General features: G+C 54.2%; 20 protein-coding genes. 8 read left to right on the top strand and 12 right to left on the bottom strand.

Features of this window, described 5'->3' with window-relative positions; translation table 11 throughout:
* Positions 1–108: 108 nt before the first annotated feature.
* Entirely contained in the window at positions 109–669 is a 561-nt protein-coding gene (locus F4Y38_00100) for a GrpB family protein (protein MXY47674.1), read from the bottom strand.
* Between the two features lie 250 nt (positions 670–919).
* On the opposite strand from F4Y38_00100, the gene F4Y38_00095 reads away from it, so the two are divergent.
* From F4Y38_00095 to F4Y38_00075, 5 genes are all read left to right on the top strand, one after another.
* Positions 920–1789 (top strand): ATP phosphoribosyltransferase, encoded by an 870-nt coding sequence (locus F4Y38_00095; GenBank protein MXY47673.1) that lies wholly within the window; start codon positions 920–922, stop codon positions 1787–1789.
* Between the two features lie 2 nt (positions 1790–1791).
* Positions 1792–2856 carry a histidinol-phosphate transaminase gene (gene hisC / locus F4Y38_00090; GenBank protein ID MXY47672.1) on the top strand — a complete coding sequence of 355 codons (1065 nt, stop codon included), beginning with the start codon at positions 1792–1794 and terminating at the stop codon, positions 2854–2856.
* 53 nt (positions 2857–2909) lie between these two features.
* The gene (locus F4Y38_00085) at positions 2910–3362 is read left to right on the top strand and encodes a GNAT family N-acetyltransferase (GenBank protein MXY47671.1); all 453 of its coding nucleotides are present in this window, start codon (positions 2910–2912) and stop codon (positions 3360–3362) included.
* A gap of 507 nt (positions 3363–3869) precedes the next feature.
* Positions 3870–5393, top strand: coding sequence for a hypothetical protein (locus tag F4Y38_00080; protein ID MXY47670.1), 1524 nt, complete (start codon positions 3870–3872; stop codon positions 5391–5393).
* Entirely contained in the window at positions 5390–5584 is a 195-nt protein-coding gene (locus F4Y38_00075; protein ID MXY47669.1) for a hypothetical protein, read from the top strand. The genes F4Y38_00080 and F4Y38_00075 overlap by 4 nt, the downstream gene beginning before the upstream one ends.
* Before the next feature lie 17 nt (positions 5585–5601).
* Here the strand turns inward: F4Y38_00075 and F4Y38_00070 are convergent, their stop codons facing one another.
* The 6 genes from F4Y38_00070 to F4Y38_00045 all read right to left on the bottom strand — a co-directional run bounded on the left by F4Y38_00070 (position 5602) and on the right by F4Y38_00045 (position 10962).
* Positions 5602–5946 carry a hypothetical protein gene (locus F4Y38_00070; GenBank protein MXY47668.1) on the bottom strand — a complete coding sequence of 115 codons (345 nt, stop codon included), beginning with the start codon at positions 5944–5946 and terminating at the stop codon, positions 5602–5604.
* Between the two features lie 90 nt (positions 5947–6036).
* A complete protein-coding gene (locus F4Y38_00065; protein ID MXY47667.1) occupies positions 6037–7404 on the bottom strand; it encodes a ThiF family adenylyltransferase in 1368 nt (455 codons plus the stop codon).
* Between the two features lie 392 nt (positions 7405–7796).
* Entirely contained in the window at positions 7797–8066 is a 270-nt protein-coding gene (locus tag F4Y38_00060; protein ID MXY47666.1) for a hypothetical protein, read from the bottom strand.
* Between the two features lie 858 nt (positions 8067–8924).
* Positions 8925–9164 carry a hypothetical protein gene (locus tag F4Y38_00055; protein MXY47665.1) on the bottom strand — a complete coding sequence of 80 codons (240 nt, stop codon included), beginning with the start codon at positions 9162–9164 and terminating at the stop codon, positions 8925–8927.
* Between the two features lie 120 nt (positions 9165–9284).
* The gene (locus tag F4Y38_00050; GenBank protein ID MXY47664.1) at positions 9285–9767 is read right to left on the bottom strand and encodes a very short patch repair endonuclease; all 483 of its coding nucleotides are present in this window, start codon (positions 9765–9767) and stop codon (positions 9285–9287) included.
* Positions 9768–9789: 22 nt separating this feature from the next.
* Complete coding sequence (locus tag F4Y38_00045; GenBank protein MXY47663.1) at positions 9790–10962, bottom strand: DNA cytosine methyltransferase; 1173 nt, start codon at positions 10960–10962, stop codon at positions 9790–9792.
* A 588-nt stretch (positions 10963–11550) separates the two neighbouring features.
* Here F4Y38_00045 and F4Y38_00040 point away from each other — a divergent pair.
* The 3 genes from F4Y38_00040 to F4Y38_00030 are packed head-to-tail and all read left to right on the top strand — an operon-like array spanning position 11551 to position 14460.
* Complete coding sequence (locus F4Y38_00040) at positions 11551–12765, top strand: hypothetical protein (GenBank protein ID MXY47662.1); 1215 nt, start codon at positions 11551–11553, stop codon at positions 12763–12765.
* Positions 12765–14174, top strand: coding sequence for a DEAD/DEAH box helicase (locus F4Y38_00035; protein ID MXY47661.1), 1410 nt, complete (start codon positions 12765–12767; stop codon positions 14172–14174). Before F4Y38_00040 ends, F4Y38_00035 begins: the two co-directional genes overlap by 1 nt.
* 55 nt (positions 14175–14229) lie before the next feature.
* The gene (locus F4Y38_00030) at positions 14230–14460 is read left to right on the top strand and encodes a hypothetical protein (protein ID MXY47660.1); all 231 of its coding nucleotides are present in this window, start codon (positions 14230–14232) and stop codon (positions 14458–14460) included.
* Between the two features lie 176 nt (positions 14461–14636).
* On the opposite strand, the gene F4Y38_00025 is transcribed toward F4Y38_00030, so the two are convergent.
* The 5 genes from F4Y38_00025 to F4Y38_00005 form a co-directional block, all read right to left on the bottom strand.
* The gene (locus F4Y38_00025) at positions 14637–15023 is read right to left on the bottom strand and encodes a nuclear transport factor 2 family protein (protein ID MXY47659.1); all 387 of its coding nucleotides are present in this window, start codon (positions 15021–15023) and stop codon (positions 14637–14639) included.
* A 40-nt stretch (positions 15024–15063) separates the two neighbouring features.
* Positions 15064–15945, bottom strand: coding sequence for an alpha/beta hydrolase (locus tag F4Y38_00020; protein MXY47658.1), 882 nt, complete (start codon positions 15943–15945; stop codon positions 15064–15066).
* A 67-nt stretch (positions 15946–16012) separates the two neighbouring features.
* Positions 16013–16426 (bottom strand): DUF393 domain-containing protein, encoded by a 414-nt coding sequence (locus F4Y38_00015; protein ID MXY47657.1) that lies wholly within the window; start codon positions 16424–16426, stop codon positions 16013–16015.
* A 38-nt stretch (positions 16427–16464) separates the two neighbouring features.
* Complete coding sequence (locus F4Y38_00010; GenBank protein ID MXY47656.1) at positions 16465–17319, bottom strand: phytanoyl-CoA dioxygenase family protein; 855 nt, start codon at positions 17317–17319, stop codon at positions 16465–16467.
* Positions 17320–17349: 30 nt separating this feature from the next.
* Positions 17350–18141: DUF2961 domain-containing protein (locus F4Y38_00005; GenBank protein MXY47655.1), on the bottom strand; the 792-nt coding region annotated here is incomplete at its 5' end.

Here is an 18141-nt window from a genome sequence, read left to right as displayed (position 1 = left end):
CGAAACCGGCACTTTCGACCAGGGTCCCATCGATGTCGAAGATTACGGCGGTCTTGTTTGTTGTTTCCATACTTTTTGTAATGATGCGGCGTCAGCGTAAAATGTTCATCAACTCCGCGTTGCGCGTGCCTTTTGTAACACCTCTTTGATAAACTCGGTCTTGGCAGCCTGGTATGCCACGCGGTCACCGGCCAGACGATCCAACAGGGCGGACTTCAAGCGGGCATATTCATCCGAAACGCGCTGATCGGATCTCAGGTAATCCCGAAACAGAATCAGCTTCGCCCACTCGTCGCTGGTTTCTTCGCCCATGTGAATATGGTGTGTGCAAGGCTCGCCTTTCGTGAAATAGTGTCGGCGGGGTATGCCGTTCTCGCCCTTGAACGTATACCCCAGCGCAGCGAGCGGCGCGATGCACACTCTGGCCATCTCGAAATCTTCTACCGCAATCGCGATATCGAGGATCGGCTTGGCAGGCATGCCGACGATCGCCGTGCTGCCCACGTGCTGGATATCCTCGATATGATTCCCTATTGCTGATTCGATGGTCTCCTGCTCGGATTCGTAAAGCGCCGGCCATTCGTCGCGGTAGGGAGAGAGGCGCAGTTCACCGCTGTTCAGTCCGAAAGGAAGCGTTGGGTCTGGGGAGTCGGGTCGGTGGTTTTGCAAGGTCGGGTACTGCTTTTATGGGTGGTACCACTCTTATTTGTAATGGACATTCCCGGCGTGTCGTGCTATTTTCAGGCGGCTTTGAGATGGACAGACCATAAACGGAAACCGAATCGCCATTGGGTCGAAATTGCGCTGCATTGGTGCAGAACAGATCTAGAAAGCGCTGCACTGATACAGAAAGCGCTGAACATCTGTCAAAGTAACACAGGGAATCGATCCCTACAAGAGTCACGAGGAGAACACTGAGATGTTAGTCAAACTGGCGCTGCCGAAAGGAAGCCTGCAGGAATCCACCTTTGAGCTCATGCGTAAGGCGGGGTTTCATTGCACGGTCAGCAGCCGGTCTTATTCCCCCTGGGTGGACGACGAAGAGCTGGAGATCATGCTGATCCGGGCGCAGGAGATCGGCCGTTACGTCGAGGACGAGGTCTTCGACGCGGGGCTTACGGGCAAGGACTGGATCGTGGAGACCGGGGCCGACGTGGTGGAGGTGGCGGAACTGGTCTATGCCAAGCATACCCGGCAGCCCCTGCGGTGGGTGCTGGCCGCGCCCGAGGCTTCGGACATTCACAGCGTCCAGGACCTGGAAGGCAAGCGCATCGCCACGGAAGTCGTCAATATCACGGAAGCCTACCTGAAGGAACACGGCGTGAACGCGAAGGTGGAATTCTCCTGGGGTGCCACGGAGGCCAAGGCCCCGGACCTGGTGGACGCGATCGTGGAGATCACCGAAACGGGCGGTTCTATCCGGGCCAACAAGCTTCGGATCCTCGATACCTTGATGGTGTCCACCAACCGACTCATCGCGAACAAGACGAGCTGGCAGGATCCGGACAAGCGTCGCAAGATCGAGAACATCGCCCTGCTGCTCACAGGCGCCATGCTCGCCGAGGAGATGGTCGGTCTCAAGATGAACGTGAAACGCGCCGACCTCGACGCCGTGTCCGAACTGCTTCCCGCGCTGCAGAACCCCACCATATCCCCCCTGGCCGATACGGAGTGGGTGGCCATTGAAGTAATGATCGAGGAGCACACCATCCGGCAGCTGATCCCGGCGCTTAAAAGGGCCGGCGCCCAGGGCCTGGTGGAATATCCGCTGAACAAGGTGATTTACTGACGGTGGCCGCTTCGAGCATAAAACCCGCCGTCCGCGCCATGTCCGGTTACACGCTGGTCCAGCCGGACTGCCCGGTCAAGCTCAACCAGAACGAATGCCCCTTCGACGTGCCCGAGGAACTGAAGCGGGAGATCGTGGACGAGGCCCTGGCGAGCAACTGGGGCCGCTATCCTGGATTCGTTCCCGGCGAGGTCAAGGCGGCCATCGGCAAGCGGCATGGGCTGGGTCCCGAGCACATCCTGATTGGAAACGGCTCGAACGAACTGATCCAGTCGATCTTCCAGGCTACGGTCTCGACGGGCGATGCGGTCGTACTGCCCGCGCCGACCTTCACCCTGTACGCCCTCATGGGCAGGATCGCAGGCGCGGACATAAGGACGGTACACCTCAAGCGGGATTTGAGCTTCGACGTCGATCGGCTGGTGGAGGAAAGTGCCGATCCGGATGTCAGGCTGGTGGTGCTGTGTTCGCCGAACAACCCCACCGGCTCGATGATCACCCCGGAAGATACGGCGCGGATCGCCGAAGCGACCACGGGCCTGGTCGTGGTGGACGAGGCCTATTTCGAGTTCGGCGGCGTGTCGTGTATTGAACTGCTGGACCGTCATCCCAACCTGGTGATCACGCGCACCTTCTCGAAAGCCCTCGGCGTGGCCGGCCTTCGCCTGGGGTATCTCGTTGCCGATCCTGCCGTGGCGCGAGAGATCGAGAAAGTCAAACTTCCCTACAACGTCAACATCGTCTCGCTGATTACCGCACGGAAGCTGATCGGTCAGGATGCACTGATCGAGGAGCGTGCATCGATGATCCGGTCGGAAAGGCAACGGGTCTACGAAGCCCTGCGGGACCTGCCGGGCATCAACCCCCATCCGTCGCACGCCAACTTCGTCTTGTTCGAGGCGGACCGACCGGTGGCCGGGATCTTTCACGGACTCATCGAACGGGGCGTACTCATTCGCGACGTCAGCCGCTATCCCATGTTGGATCGAGGCATGCGCGTGACGATCGGACTGCCGGCAGAAAACGATGCCTTTCTCGATGCGCTGCGGGAAGTGCTGGCCACGTAATTCGTGTGATCGCCAGGATCATCCAAAGTCCCCCCGAAGTCGGACGTTTCCAAATGCACGTCAGGTTAGCCGTTCCGGAAGACACCGATCGCCTGCTCGAACTCATGAAGGGGCTGGCGCGGTACGAAGACTACATCGACCAGTTCGCCGTGACGCGGGAGAGCATCCTCGAGCACGGATTTGGGGATGAGCGGCTGTTCACCGCGTTCGTCGCCGAACACGACGATGAGCTGGTTGGGATGGCGGTCACCTATCCGATCCATTGGACCTACACCCTTCGGCCAAAGCTCGTGCTCAAAGAGCTGTTTGTCGTCGATTCCGCCCGGAATATGGGCGTGGGAAAGGCGTTGATGGCGTCGGTGACTGCGCATGCCCGGTCAATAGTCGCGTCCGAAGTCATCTGGACGGTCATGTCCGGGAACGCCGCCGCCGAGGCGTTCTATCGATCCCTGGATGGCTCGCCGGACCACAAGTGGAACAACTGGACGCTGCGTCTCGATACGTAGCGGTTGTTAACTTTGGATTAAACTGATCGGTAGTCACCGAGATTAACAGCTTAGTCCCACGGTGTTTGTGAAGACAGCATTGTCTGGCTTCTAGTTCACGATTGCGCTAACTGTATTTACAGCATATCATGTGGACATGAATTCCTCACAAGCCTCATCTAACAACGGCAAAAGATAGTGACAAGTTATCTTCTGCAAGACGGAAATAACGGGAACAGCGGAAATAGGAACGTACCGCGAGTATGCACAATTCAAGTGATGGCAACCTGGTACGGTACGAGACCACTTGGCCCGTTGCATTTTTGACCGAAACCTTTTGGTAGGTTTCTCGTAACTACGTGTGGCACGCGTTGCGACAGGATAGCAACCACCTATAGTGACGACATTTCCACGAGGTGAACACTGTCCGGCAGTACTTGGTGAAGACATCTGATTTCGTGGTGTTGTACCTTTAGCGCTTCATGACGTCCCAAACGAGGACGTAGCAACCGATAGGCAAGGTTCATATTGGCCTCTTATGATTGGATCGAAATCCAGGGACCCCAAGACTACGATCAACTCATAGAAGTGTTGGACCCGGAGTTCGGCCCTAAGAAGATAAGTCAACATCTCAAGCTGGAGGTCACCGCTGCAGTTAAAGGCGTGCTTGTGGAGCACGGATACGTAGACAAAGACTATCGGAGCACGTTTTACAACTTTTATACAAAGAAGGGTCGTCAGTATCGAGCAGATTGTGTCCGTCTGCACTTCTTTGATGGTTCGGTTCTGTATGACGACGTCAAGTCAGACATCAAATCTACGGACGAGCGTCCACAAGACCACTACTTCGGCTACATCGTACTGAGACCAACCATCGTCGCCACTTTAGGGCGATCAGTGCTCTCGCCAAACATCCGACTCGGTGCACATGGAAGTGCAATCCAGTCACCTCACACAGTCAACCTGCTTGGCCATCAACTCCCCATATGGGGTTTTCCTTCTATGGCCCAACATGTTGATATAGCTGTGTGCGCCCATGTGGCCTGTTGGGCCATACTTCGGTATTATAGCGAGACGTTCCCGCAACATCGAGAATACCTCGTTCACGACATTACACAACTAGTCGCCCCATTCGATCCTGGCGGATTGGTGCCCTCACTGGGCTTCAATGTAGATGGAGCCGAACGTGTGTTTCAGGCATCCGGCTGCTACCCATTAGTTGTTGGAAAGTGCAGTTCCTCCTCGGACGAAGCGTTCTTCTCTCAGATGTTGGCCTATCTAGAGTCAGGATTTCCACTCTTCGTAGCCATGCATGCCGAGGAACACGCCATCGTTGCCGTCGGCTATAGCTGGCTGCAAAAACCGATTCTTCCAAGTAGTTCGTCATCGCACGTCTGGTCGCAAGTGGATAACTTTCTGGCCGTTGACGATAACCTACTTCCATATAGCACCGTCACACTGAATTCAACAGGAACACCGTCGAATACCTCTAACTACACAGCCGACTCGTTCGACGCTTTCGTCGTCGCGTTACCGGACAAGGTTTACTATCCCGCTGACGCGATAGAAGTATTTAGTAAAGAGGTCGAGGATGTAGTAACACGCATGTGCAGTTCCCAAACTGAACCGCTTCAGCTTCGGCGTTACTTCATTACGACCATATCAAGGCTTCGAGAAGATGCCCGAGTTCACCACTCACAGCTAGGTGACACCCTTGTGGGACTGATGATGCACTTGGATACTGCTCAATACGTGTGGGTAGTAGAGTACTGTAGTTTCACTCAATGGCAAACAGCACATGTTGCTGCGCGGGTGATCGTCGACGCTACTGCTAGTCATTGGGAGCGATACCCTATGTGGCTGCTGCACAATGGAGATGTCGCTTACGTATTCGACCGGTCTTCGGTAGAAATGAACCCCACGGCTATCGACCTCGCTCGTACTGGTCTCGGACCATTACCACGAATTGAACTTAATCTTCGCCCTGTCTTAGAGTCGCCGGCACCCCTCAACACGATCACAGAAACCTCAGAACTCGGAGGTGAAAAGTGAACGACAAACTCAAGAAGTATCTGGAGAAGTGCAGTCCAGCTAAAGTGGACATGACTCTAATAGATGAGTTGCGCAGCGCTTTAAAAAAGGCTGTCCCTAAAATCGCTGAGAAGGTCAAGCAAAGGGAGAAACTTGCTGCTCAATTACGAGTTACCGCATCTACTCCGCGTCAGTCCAAGAGTGACAAATAAGTCTTGAGGTTTGTTGTCTACCGCTTGAGCTTCTCGTAGGCCGTCGTGATGATGGCTTCGAGCGCGTCAGCCCCTTCCTCATCAAGGTTTGGGTCCGCACGTAGTAGCCTGGTAACCTTAGCAACAGCTTCAGGTTCGTTCCTCGGAGTTTTTGTGAAATCTACGGGGTTGAGCCCTGACCACGCAGAGAGAGCCGTAAGGCTGGCTGCGTCTGGTTGGCGGCCCTTTGACATCCTAGATAGCGTGGACTGAGAGACCCCGGTTTGCTCACTTACCTTCTTCCAACTAAGACTTCGAGCGGTCACGGTAGTGCTGAGTGCTTTAAAGTAAGCTGCGAAGTCGAAATCTAATCGCTGAGTCATTGACAGGTTCCCTTTTTGTCCCACTCTATATGAAATAGAATCAATGATTGAATTGACCTTGCACAAACTTCCAAGTCCAGCGATACCACGTCATCCTTCCACAACCGGTAGTTCGAGTGCGTCGCCCATAGCCAACCTGTGTACGCATTCTCTACATTCCTTATCGTGGCGCGGAATAACGTTTTGTATCTTGCTATGATGGAAATGAAAGTTCTGAAAGGCTGTATCCGTTTCATCTTTTCTAAGATCTAAAAAATCGAACAGAAAGTCGTTAACGGCATGGGCGGCAGCAACTGCGTTTAAAGTGATCACGCTAGGGTTGGCTTCTTGTACACCGTAGGCCTGATTCTTTCGTTCCTGGTCCGACTTTGCCTCAATAGCAAGCTGAGTCGAATCGATCAGACCGTTACACCATAGGCAGCCTATACCCGGTCTGATATTTCGCACCGCACACATGGCATCATCAAGTCTGCCACGATTACCCCTCCGTATCTTTGCACCCATTTGTATCGTTGGAATGAGGTACTGATGGGCAAGAGCATTGACAACAAGCCGGGCTCGCATGGAGTCTGCGGCTAGGAAGATGAAGTCACAATCACGCAGAATCTGAGCAACCGACCTCCGTGAAACGTCTAAGGCGATTGGCTGCAGTGTGGCATCTGTCGCCATCTCCCGAATGTGACGAACCGCAATCTGGGTTTTGAGCTGACCCATTTCAACGTCGATTCTTGTAGCACCAACTACACGACTAAGATTACTGCGTTCTATTTCTTCCGGATCGATGAGTACTAGATTCCCAACCCCAAGTCGTGCGAGGTATTCCGCCACTAGCGAACCTACACCACCAAGCCCGATTACAGCAACCTTGCTCGCATTCAGGATCTGTTGTCCAGCTGAGCCGAACATTCGTACTTGACGATCGTGCTCGTTTTTCGACCCACGAGCTCGACGGGGTTGAGAGTAAAGCCTTGTAATCTCGTTGCCGATGATACGGTATGACCCAAGCGTGCGACGGCTACCATCTGGCAGCCAGATATCAGCGGCCACGGATCGGTGGCCATACACTAGAGCACCAACCGGAACTCCGCGGCCAATATCGAGGAGCGCCGGATACCCGCGTTTATGCGAATCGATATCGATTTTACTGAATCCGACTTTGCGATCACTTCCATGGTTGTGAATTGCGAGGTAAGCCAGGCCTGAATCCCGGCACTTGATGATTTCTCTGTGAATGAAGGTAGGTGTGAGTGCCCGGTATCCGTATTGGCCTGGGACGTAGTCGGTTCCGAATTCCGCCGGCTGTACGTTTTGCACCAACAATCGCATGGAAGATCCATTGCGCACGACGCCAGCACGAAGGATCGCACCGTACTCATCATGATCGCCGGGATACAGATGCTTCATGATTTGCTGGTGATGCTTGGAAGTCACCAGGATGTCGCAAGTCTCCGCAGTCATCGGAGTTCCTCTAGGAAATGTAATACCTTAACGAATTTCGCCACCGCTGTCTGAGGATAGTTCTGAGTATGGTTATTGCGACGAGACACCTGCAAGGCCGGTCGACCGAGGAACTGAGCTCCGGCGGTAATTGGCGGTTCAAAAGGCACACCGTCTATTCGGCTTACGTCGTCTCCAATGAAGTGTGGATATATGTCGGCGTATGGATATAGCGCCGTGATATGGCCTCCAAGCCAAGTGGTCGATGGCTGATACCGATCCCCGATTTCGACATTCTCGATAACAACGTACGCCCCCCCGCTTCCGTCCTCCGAACTACATACTACGGAGGACGGAAACGCTCGTTTCAACTCCTCAATCGCGGTAGCTACATCTTGTTTCATTGGACGTCCCTAGCTATTGTCATCCGCGGCGATAGCGGTGAAGGCGAGGTGATCAGTCAATGGTACCTTGTCCCCATCTCCGATTACCTTGCTTGATCCGTTCGGCAGTTGGACCTGTAAAACGAAGTTCAGTTGAATACTGACCCCCTGTTTGATCGCGGCCTCCTTTATCTCAAGGCCTGTCGCTGGTCCGCCATGCATCTCCACCTTATGGTCGTTTACTTCAATGGTGACAGTCTTGACTTCGATGACCTGCGGATCATTGTTTCTCGTCGTCATTTTCTCGCTCCTTTGGAAGGTGGTTGTTAGTGTCGAAGGGCAATATAGTCATTGCCTATTCGCATGTCAATTGCTTTTTGACAATTTTTTATCTCGGTTCAACATATACCCAATGCCTTTCGCTGAGTATCTGTGGACCGGCAGGTCAACTGAGCCAATCTCCCAGCGTTAGGTTACTTCTGCCCCGACAATGCTTATGCGGGCTGTCACCTTTCTCGGTTAGCCTCCAACTCCACCAGGCGTGCCCGCAAGGCCCTCTCCTGTAGCGCCTCCGGCAAGTCGGTCCCTTGCTTGATTCGGAAAGTGGTTCCTAATATCCAGATGCCTTCTTCACCGGACTCCTCTTTCATCGCCACGGGAATGCGTATGTTTTATTGTGGAAACCGACATGTTTCGTTACGGTCGACATGGCCACGAAGTCTCTCTTCAGCCAGAAGACCGGAATCTGGTAGTTGACGCGCTCGGTGCATTCAGGTTCGGTCACGATGCGCTGATCGAGGAACGTGCGTCGATGATCCGGGCGGAAAGACAACGGGTCTTCGAAGCCCTGCGGGACCTCTGCCGGCAATTAACCCTAACCGTCGCACGCCAACTTCATACTCTTCGAGGCGGAACGTCCTGTGACCTAGATCTTCCACGGACTCATTGACCGGGGTGTGCTGATTCTCGACGTGAGCTGGTATCCCATGCTGGAACGAGACCTGCGGGTCACCATCGGGTTGCCTGCCCGAAGAGAACGATGCCTTTCTGGATGCACTACGGGAAGTGCTGGCCGTGTAGCTCCCAGCTTCCCACCGGGTTGCAATCCGCTTCCCTCCGGCTACCCGCCTGCGTCTCACCTGTACCCAGACCGGCTTCCTACTTCTTTCGCGCTCTCAATCGCGCTTGTACGATGTAGATCACGAGTGCGAGTACCCCACCGTAGATCGCAAAGGCGGGCGTATCGGCGCCCTGATCGCCAAGCATGAAATTTAATGTTCCACCGGCAAGAATGCCTATCATCATGACAATCAAGGCCTTCACGAATGTGGGCATTTGAGGACGTGGTCTGCGCTCTGTCACTTTCGGGGCTCCGTTTGGTAATTCCGGGAATTCCATGGAATCCTGCTGTACGCACTTACAACATTTTGGCAGTGTCTACAGTGCCCTTATTTGTGCTAGGTACTGTGTTACGTTGCCGTAAAGACTGTCTAGCCGATTGCCCTTCGCATAGCTGGTTTATAGACGTCCTACAGTGACTCCCGGAGATCTTGGTCTCCCTAGTCGATTCCACATTTCCACACGCAGCAGGAGCCGCCTTTCTAGTTTGCTATATGTAACCTCAATCCGGCGACCGTTCAAATCGTGGCTCCAGAACCGCCACACACTGTAACCCATTGACCTTAATTTACGACGGTTAGCTCTATCGCGTTTGACGTTCTTCGCCAGCTTGGGCTTCCAGTAGGCTTGATTAGTGTCTGGGATTCGTCCGTGCTGCGGGCATTGATGGAAGAAACAGCTATCGAGGAACACAATGAGCGACAGGGTAGGAATGAGTACATCTGGTTTCCCTGGTAGATCACCCACGTTGTACTCAATGCGCCAGCGGTGGCCCAGTATTGCCCGAACCATACGCTGCAAATGGACTTCTGGTGCGGTGCCCGTACTTCTGATCTTGCCCATAATCTCACTACGCTTACGCGGATCGAAGATATCGGGCATTCAGATGCCTCATCACTACGGTCTACCGCCGCTTTACTAGATGCTGCTTGACTGAGTTAGCAATGGCGGCCGCTAGAAGAGGAGGAACGGCATTCCCAACTTGGGCATACTGAGAGCCAATCCCACCGTAGAACCGGAATCGATCTGGAAACGACTGTATTCGAGCAGTCTCCCGGACCGAGAGCGTGCGATTCTGCGTAGGATGTATGTAGCTTCCCCAGTGAGGATCACACTTTGTGAGTATTGTACAGCTTCTGGATCTTGATCTCGGACGGCCGTAGCGTTTCGTATGTGAGTTACGATTTGCCCGTCTCATACCAGCAGGAAGTAGATCCCACGGAAGGTCCCTCCAAGATCCGCCTTCAGGAACTACCTGTATCCGCTTCATCATATTCTCACTTAAACACCTCGTATAATGATTATAGACGTATTCCGCTTTATCTCGTAATAAGAACTGGAGCTGAGTCTTCGGGGGGCTGCCAAACTTCATCATGTCAGAGCCTCCACCGTTTTCAATCTCAGGCAGATCGCCGATAGCGGCGCCGACAGTTAATGAGTTCATATGTCCGTACACCATGCTGTTACAACGTCGCCATCGATGAATAAAGTGCCCTGAGTGTTTGGATGGCTTTGGCCTTGGACCATAGGTGCCATCTGGGATTAGGGAGTCATCCCAGCCCAATCTGGTGGCTGTAATAAAAACCCTCCTTCGCTCCTGGGGAACTCCGTACTCCTCAGCATAAAGTATCCGTGTCTTGCTCTGGTATCCGAGTGCAGCCAGGGATTCCTCGATTTCCTTAACGACAGCACCGTTGTTGATCGACAGGATACCTGGAACATTCTCCATCACAAGAGTGCGGGGTTTCAGTGCTTTAACGATTCGAAGGTAATCACGAAACAGCCCCGCCCGATCATCTTCTGCTGATCTTCGATGGTTGTTTATGCTGAATGCTTGGCACGGCGGACCGCCAATGACACAATCAATTTCGCCTTCAACTATGCTGTGTCCATTAACCAAGTTCTCAGGTTGCAGAAGTTCAATAGGGCCCTTGATGAAACGAGCTTCTGGGAAATTATCTCGGAAAGTCTCAGTTGAAGCCGGATCTGCGTCGTTCGCTGAAAGGACTTTAAATCCAGCTTGTCGAAATCCCTCAGCCATTCCACCAGCCCCAGAGAACAAATCTATACAACTCATATCCGTGTTATCGGATTGTGAAATGGACGGTTCATAGAAGACCATTTGATCTTTCTGCATAGTCACTCCCCCCATGCAGAATATACCACCTGAGACAACTAAACAAAAGAATAGTATTAACCATCTCAGGAAAAAAAGCTGTTGCTTTTTGCTGAGGCGGTATATACTTTGTCGATATCATGATTGAACTTGTCGAAACAAGAATTGTTTTGGATTGGGTTGGACCGATGCTGCTATGTAACGAGGAGGTGTCACGCATTCCGTATGGAATCGGAGGTGTATACATGTTGCACTCGTTCTCTTGTGCTTATGGTGGCTATCCCGTGTTTTACGCTGGGAGGACTAATAACATCCGTCGTCGCCTGTGGGAACACATAACTCATCCTCGAGCAAAGACATCAATCCGGTGCATCCAGGACATCGATACCACCTATTTTAGCGCGGCTCCAGTCGGTCCGTTCCTCTCTTATAGAGTGGAATCTTTTCTCATTCGGCTTCTTGACCCGATTTGCAACGACCAGGTACCTGCTGCTCCACCACTGTTTTCAAACTTACCACCGATGGCAGTGCCATCATTGGATATAGGAGATGACTCAGATGAGTGAAAAGCAATTTAACCCGGTCCCGAATTACTATCGTGAACACATTGGAGGAACGGAATACCAGCTTCCTGCAGATGAACTAGACGTCTTCGACGATGTCCATCTCTGGTCGGACAATCCGAGGCTCATCCCATATCTAACAGAGGGGATTCCTAGCGAAGATGAAATGGAAGCCACCCTGATGCGGACTAACGGCTACGATGCACTGAGAAAGTCCATCGACGATCTTGGCCAGTTAGAACCAATTTACGTTTGGCCTAGCGAAGGCCATAGATACCTAGTGATAGAGGGTGCAACCAGGGTAACAGTCCTCCGTGATCTGTCTCGGCGATACGAAGGAAAGCCGAACCAAAGTCGATATCGAAGGGTAAAAGTCAAGGTTCTTCCACCTAATTTTTCAGAAAGGGAAAACGCAGTACTTCTCGCACAGATTCATGTTCGTGGTTCTGGTGTGAGGAATTGGGGCAGGTATGTACAGGCAATGTTTATCTACGAGAAGGTCGAGGGTGATTCAGCCCTGTTTAGTTTGACAGAACTTGCTTCCCATATGGGAAAGAGCACGTCTTGGGCCTCCCGGTTGAGAGATGCGTATAAGTTCGCTAAACAGTTCGTGGAGTTCGTCGACGATGACGACGCTCAGAGGTTAGCCCTTAATCACTTTAGTACTTTGGAGGAAATCAGCAAGGCAACAGGTTTCGGGGCGAAGGTGAAAGCTAACACTGCCGAAGGTGAGCAGTTAAGAGGAGAGGTCTTTGAGATGGTCAGGCATGACGTCTTCAAAGAATACCGGGATGCCAGACACATGGCACAGTATCGCGAAGACCCGGAGAAATGGGAGGTCTTGAAATCCCACGAACGCCACGCCGCTCACAACATCGCAAATCAGTTACGGGCAGGCCAAACCGGAATCAATGGCAAGATCTCAGGACTACATGGACAGCTGGAACGTGCGTTGGAGCGCGACGAGGAGTTCGACGATGAGGTGGTCGACGAATTACAACGTTGCGTTGACTTGCTGGCGTCTCGTCCCGCTGGCGTCGGAGCTTTCCGTCTACACCTGCGTCAATTTACACTCGGGTTACAATCTGCTTCCCTAAAGGATGTCAAGTCGATAACCCGTGATGAGTATAAAGACCTGCAAGAGGGGTTGGAGGATTTCGAACACCGCCTCCAACGGTACTCGCCATGGAGGTCTAGCTAGTGCCCAAACTAATGTCCCACCAAATCGAGGGCCGTGAATTCCTTGTCAGGCAAAGGTGTGGAATCCTTGCATTTGAACAGGGGTTGGGAAAAACACTAACCGCAATTGAGGCATTCTTGAAGTTGCGCCATCAGAACCGTGCAGAGCACATGCTCGTACTTTGCCCGAATTCATTGAAGCGGACATGGAGCCGGGAGATCAGAGAATTCGCTCCAACTTTAACCGTCAGAATAATAGAGGGATCTGCTCGGACAAGGCGTGCACTGTTAGCGAACGTATTCGAGGATGTTGTTATTATAAACTACGAAGCGGCGAGAGGGGAGATAGCACCGATCAGAGCACTCATGCGCCGACTCCATCCAGTCCTGGTGCTCGATGAATCGCACTATGTCAAAAGTAGATACTCCCTCACTAGTGTTTCCGCACGATACTTAGCCCCCTTAGCAGATTTTCGGTGGCTGTTGACGGGTACTCCTGTCACGAATAGCCCGAGTGATATCCATACCCAGATCGGCCTTGTCACCAATGACAACATTCTCGGACCCTACGATGTTTTTATGATCGACTACGGCGATGCGACTGAAAACCCAATTTTACAGGAGAAACTTGCATCCAGGATATCCACTTATTTGCTCCGCCGCACCAAGGAGGAATGCTTAGATTTGCCAGCAAAAACTTTTGTGGATATATACGTCCCTCTTCCGCCTTGGCAGCGCGAACTCTACTGTGACACACGTGACGGTATCGTGAGGGACGTAAGTAGCATGGATGGGGAGGAGTTTCAGGCCTTCGCGTCGACGGCTTTCACTCGACTTCTAAGATTATCCCAGATTGCAAGCAATCCTGCCCTAGTCAATCCAGAAGAAAAACGCGAACCCGCAAAGTTCGAAGAATTAGATAGGATGTTACATGAGCTAATTGGCTCGTGTGGCAGAAAAGTGATCCTCTGGTCATACTACGTACGTACCATTGAGGATCTTGTGGAAAGATACCAGCACTATGGGGTGGTGAGTTTGTATGGGGGTACGCCTACTGACGAAAGGCAAGACATTGTCCAGTCATTTCAATCGGACGGGAAGGTAAACCTGCTCATCGCCAACCCCGCGGCCGCCGGAACTGGATTCACAATGACGGCCGCAACCTACGCCATCTATGAGACGCTTAACTGGAGATATGATTTGTATGCACAAAGCCAAGACCGTAACCATCGTATTGGCCAGGAATTGGGGGTTACTTATCTCCGCTTGATTGCTGAAGATACGCTCGACGAGGTTGTTGTGCAGGCGCTTGAGAGAAAAGCTGAAATGGCCCGGCGAATCGTCGGAGATCCCAATAAGGGTGTTTCCTTCGCCAACATGACACCTTTGCAATTTTGTGAAATGCTGATGTCGAACAGACTACCTGATTGAAAACCTGAATGATCCAACTAATCTCGGGAATGTAAGTAACAATATAACAAAGAGGATGAAGCCGGCCATGGCGAACTATTACCTTAACCATAATGCCCAGCAGAACGGCGATCACGAGGTACATATGGCTCCGTGTGTTACTGTGAGCAGTTTTATTGTGTCCAACATGGAATATCTGGGCAGCTTCGCATCGTGCCATAGCGCAGTAAATGAAGCGCGAAGGCGCCATCTGTTCTGGAAGATTAACGGCTGCTATTTTTGTTCAGCACCGTGCCATACGACGTAAGCAAATCCATGATCATATCCTTTTCGCGTCGGGTTTTACGATAATCGGTCGAGGTTTTTGCCTTAACCGGACTCCAACTCCAACAACCGTGCTCGCGAGGTATTCTCTAGCAGGGCCTTTGGAAGCTAGGCAAGGTACGCGTCCGCCTCGTCCGGGGCGTTTCTGGTCGGCTAGGCCTACTCATCGTCTAGGGCGATCGAGTAGGAGGTCATGGTCTTTATCTTCATGCTCGCCGCACTGGTGAATTGAACCACATCGCAGAAGGCGTGGGCCTGGCCCGAGTTCGATCGGATCACGCCGTTGACTGCCGCCTCCCGGCCATGGGTGATGATGGATTCGATGACCAGGTCGCTCGTTCCGACCCCTTTCATCGCTTCCAGCAATGCGCGGACGTTCTCTTTTCCTTCGATCACGCTGTCGCCCACCAGGTTCCAGACGATATCGTCGCTCATCGGCGACAGGACGCCTTCGATATCGGCATGCGCGAAGGCGGAGATGAAATCCCGCAACAGGGCCTTCTTTGGCGCGTTCTTGCAGTCAGGTTTTACGGTGATGTTGGGCATGACATGGCCTTTCGATAATAGACCTGACCTGCAGGTCGTCTCAGGTTTCGAGCAGCGAACGCACGGCCTGGCGTACGGTGGGCCACGTCGCGGAACCCGGTACCATGAACTCGTGATGGCCGGCGTTCGGGATGATGACGTGTTCGACAGGGTCACCGGCCGCGTGGGCTGCCGCCGCGTAGGCCTCACCCAGTTCCAGCGGTACCACCCAGTCGTGTTCCGTGCTGATCATGACCTGCGGAAGGCCCAGGGGCAGCATTTCTATGGGCGATCCGCATCGAAATCGCCCCGCTATACGCTTCTCAAGTTCTTTGGATGATACGCCGGCACATCCAAGCAGTTCCGTCACCACGCCCTGCCGGCACTCCGTGTCCGCATGAGGAATAAACCGATTCAGATCACCGGGGCCGCCCAGTACGACGGTGCCGCGTAACGGCAACGGGTCCGCGGTCCAGAGCGGGCTTTCCTCAGGCAGCCGTTGGCGTGCCGCCGTCCAGAGGGCCAGGTGTCCGCCCGCCGAGTGACCGATGGTGATGACGCGGTCCAGGTCGAGATTGTGATCCGCGGACAGGGTGCGCAGGTGGTCCGTCGCATTCCCGGCATCGTGAAAAGTCCCCGGCCATCCGCCGCCCTCCTGGTCCACGCACCGGTATTCGACGTTCCAGGTCGCGATGCCCTCGTCCCGCAGGGCGTCGGCCAGCGCATTCGCGTTGCGCAGGTCAGTGTAAATCGACAGCCAGCAACCGCCGTGCAGGACCACAGCCACCGGATGAGGACCACGCCCGGCCGGTATGCGCAATTCCCCGTATTGAGGAGGCATTGATCCGTAAGACGATCGGAAATCCGCGGGCTTGCTCGGTAGCGCGTTGACTACGTCGGGGGTAACGAAGGGATGGTTGTCTGAAGTGAATTTGGCGGTCATGATGGGAGGGTAGCGAGGAGAGGGACGACACAGATCGAATGTACAGGACACAAATCGATGTCGCCCGTCACGGAAGAAACCGATCGCGTTCTTTGGGCGTGGGCATCCTGCACGCGTCGCGCCTGCCGAACCAGCGGTACCGGTTGCGCGCGACGATGTGATAGATGAAATCGCGCTGGGGACGTGGAAAAACATACAGCACGGCGATCAATCGCCATGCGCCGCCCAATCGTATCAGGGCGTGCAAAACGGCATTGGACTGTTCGTATTGCCTGTCTGTATCGAGGAATATGAAAGATCGGGGATCGCCCGCCTGGGGATCGCCCGGCTCGTGGCCACCGGCCTGATTATGCATTCCCAGCAGGCGTCGCGCGGTTTCGCCCTGAAGCGGCGCAAACCGGAACCGGTGCTGCCTGTCGGCCTGCAGCATAAAGTCGACGAACCGGTTGCAGAGGCCGCACACGCCATCGAAAAACAGGATCGGATGCCTGTGTTCCGACTCGCTATGGGCGGGCTCGTTCACCGGGCCCAGGTCTTGTTCTCGAGGACCGACTGGGTCTCGTAGATCGAGCCGCCTCGTTCCGGTCCGGGAAGGGGCATGCGCACGGGTAGGTCGGCCATGCGCGGTACGTTGGTCGGTTCGCCCCGGAGGAGGTTGCCGTTGAAGACGTCCCAGTCGCCCGCTCCCGTGAGCGGCCAGGCGTCGGCGGCAGCCATCTGGAACAAGAGCAAGCGCCGTGGTGCGCCCGAATAGTTCGGCGCTGAACCATGCAGCGTCCGGACGTGATGGATGGATATCCCGCCTGCGGGCACTTCGAGCGCCACGACGTTTTCCGCGGTGAAATCGGGATCGTTCACCGCGCCGCAGAACCTTCCGTCCTGGTGGTGATTGTAAGTCGGGCCTTTGTGGGAGCCCGGAATCACCAGCAGGGCGCCGTTGGCTTCGGTCATCTCATCGATGCAGACGCCCACGGCCAGAATGTCGTCGTTGGTGTGGGGATAAAAGGACCAGTCCTGGTGCCACTCCACCGGGCTGCCATAGTCGGCGGACTTCATGTTCAGCTTGTTGCCGTTGGTCCGGATGTCGTCGCCGATCAGTTGCGCGACGATGTCCAGGATGTTGTCGTGTTTGATGGTGCGCATGTACACGTCGTGGTGATCGATCGGGCTTTTGAGGCGGCGCACCTGCGGATCGTGCGCCGAGTGCCCCGGCTCGAGATCGTAAAAATCCGTGTGTTCGGTAAAGGCGGCCGCTTTCTGAACGAATTCGTCCGTCACCCGCTGCAGATCCGCGACCTCCGCGTCGGAAAGCACTTTGTCGACGGTCATGTAACCGTTCTCGTGGTAGAACTCAACCTGCTCCTGTGATAACATCTGGACCTCCAATAATGGGGCTGCTCGTCCTCAGCCGTACCACTCCTCGTTCGGTCGCGGCAGTCGTTCGTCGACCGGCAACAGGACCGGTCCGCCGCTCCGTGGTTCGGAAAGATAGTAGTAGGCGGTGCTGGCGTAATCGTTGCTCAGTTTGTTCGCATGGCCGTGCTCGATGGACATGCGGAAGCTCTTCCGAAACCGGATCGGATCTTCAATATGATAACGGTATACGGTGTTCTTGCCCTTGAATCTCCAGTCCGGGTTCCCGCTGTAGAGTATGATCCCGTGGTACGGCGCCTGGAACTCCGTCGTCGGACCGTACGCGCCGTGATACCAGTCTTCGGTGCCGGTCCCGTGCAGCGACGGGGGCCACGCCTCTCCGTCGATAAACATCATGTCGTCGCCTTCGCCGTACCAGTCGTTCGGGTTCCGCTGAAAGCAGTCGATGTCCAGGTGGGCGCCGCAGTAGATACCGTCGCCCTCGACGTCGCAGATGACGTAGTTGTCCCGGTCGCTCGTATTCAGCCAGCGCGGGTCCTTCCGGTATTCGTCGGGTTTGAGCCCTTCCTCGAAGGCCCAGCCCTTCGTATCGGCCTCCCGGCGCCACTGTACGTGAAAATACGCCTGATCCGCCACCGCGTCAACGGTGGGATAGGCCTCGCAGTCGATGTAAAAGTAATGGAAGTAGCCTTCGTCGCCCTGGTTTTCCACTTCCAGCACGGCCTTTTCCTTGAAGGGCATGGGCCACCACGCGTTGAATCCCTTTCCTTCCTGCGGGCTCATCTGCAGCGGCGCGGTGATGAAATCCTTGCGCATGCCGTG

It is taken from the genome of Gemmatimonadota bacterium, from assembly GCA_009838645.1.
Classification (GTDB): Bacteria; JAAXHH01; JAAXHH01; order JAAXHH01; family JAAXHH01; genus JAAXHH01.
Note: the sequence above shows the minus strand (reverse complement) of the source record. Positions and strands in the feature narration are given on the sequence as shown.

What these genes read in the sequence shown, in the direction of transcription:
- F4Y38_00050 (MXY47664.1), bottom strand. Translation starts at nt 9,767, where the DNA reads ATGCCCGATATCTTCGATCCGCGTAAGCGTAGTGAGATTATGGGCAAG.
- F4Y38_00085 (MXY47671.1), top strand. Translation starts at nt 2,910, where the DNA reads ATGCACGTCAGGTTAGCCGTTCCGGAAGACACCGATCGCCTGCTCGAA.
- F4Y38_00020 (MXY47658.1), bottom strand. Translation starts at nt 15,945, where the DNA reads ATGACCGCCAAATTCACTTCAGACAACCATCCCTTCGTTACCCCCGAC.
- F4Y38_00010 (MXY47656.1), bottom strand. Translation starts at nt 17,319, where the DNA reads ATGTTATCACAGGAGCAGGTTGAGTTCTACCACGAGAACGGTTACATG.
- F4Y38_00070 (MXY47668.1), bottom strand. Translation starts at nt 5,946, where the DNA reads ATGACTCAGCGATTAGATTTCGACTTCGCAGCTTACTTTAAAGCACTC.
- F4Y38_00065 (MXY47667.1), bottom strand. Translation starts at nt 7,404, where the DNA reads ATGACTGCGGAGACTTGCGACATCCTGGTGACTTCCAAGCATCACCAG.
- F4Y38_00055 (MXY47665.1), bottom strand. Translation starts at nt 9,164, where the DNA reads ATGGAATTCCCGGAATTACCAAACGGAGCCCCGAAAGTGACAGAGCGC.
- F4Y38_00040 (MXY47662.1), top strand. Translation starts at nt 11,551, where the DNA reads ATGACTCAGATGAGTGAAAAGCAATTTAACCCGGTCCCGAATTACTAT.
- F4Y38_00025 (MXY47659.1), bottom strand. Translation starts at nt 15,023, where the DNA reads ATGCCCAACATCACCGTAAAACCTGACTGCAAGAACGCGCCAAAGAAG.
- F4Y38_00045 (MXY47663.1), bottom strand. Translation starts at nt 10,962, where the DNA reads ATGAGTTGTATAGATTTGTTCTCTGGGGCTGGTGGAATGGCTGAGGGA.
- F4Y38_00030 (MXY47660.1), top strand. Translation starts at nt 14,230, where the DNA reads ATGAAGCCGGCCATGGCGAACTATTACCTTAACCATAATGCCCAGCAG.
- F4Y38_00060 (MXY47666.1), bottom strand. Translation starts at nt 8,066, where the DNA reads ATGACGACGAGAAACAATGATCCGCAGGTCATCGAAGTCAAGACTGTC.
- F4Y38_00095 (MXY47673.1), top strand. Translation starts at nt 920, where the DNA reads ATGTTAGTCAAACTGGCGCTGCCGAAAGGAAGCCTGCAGGAATCCACC.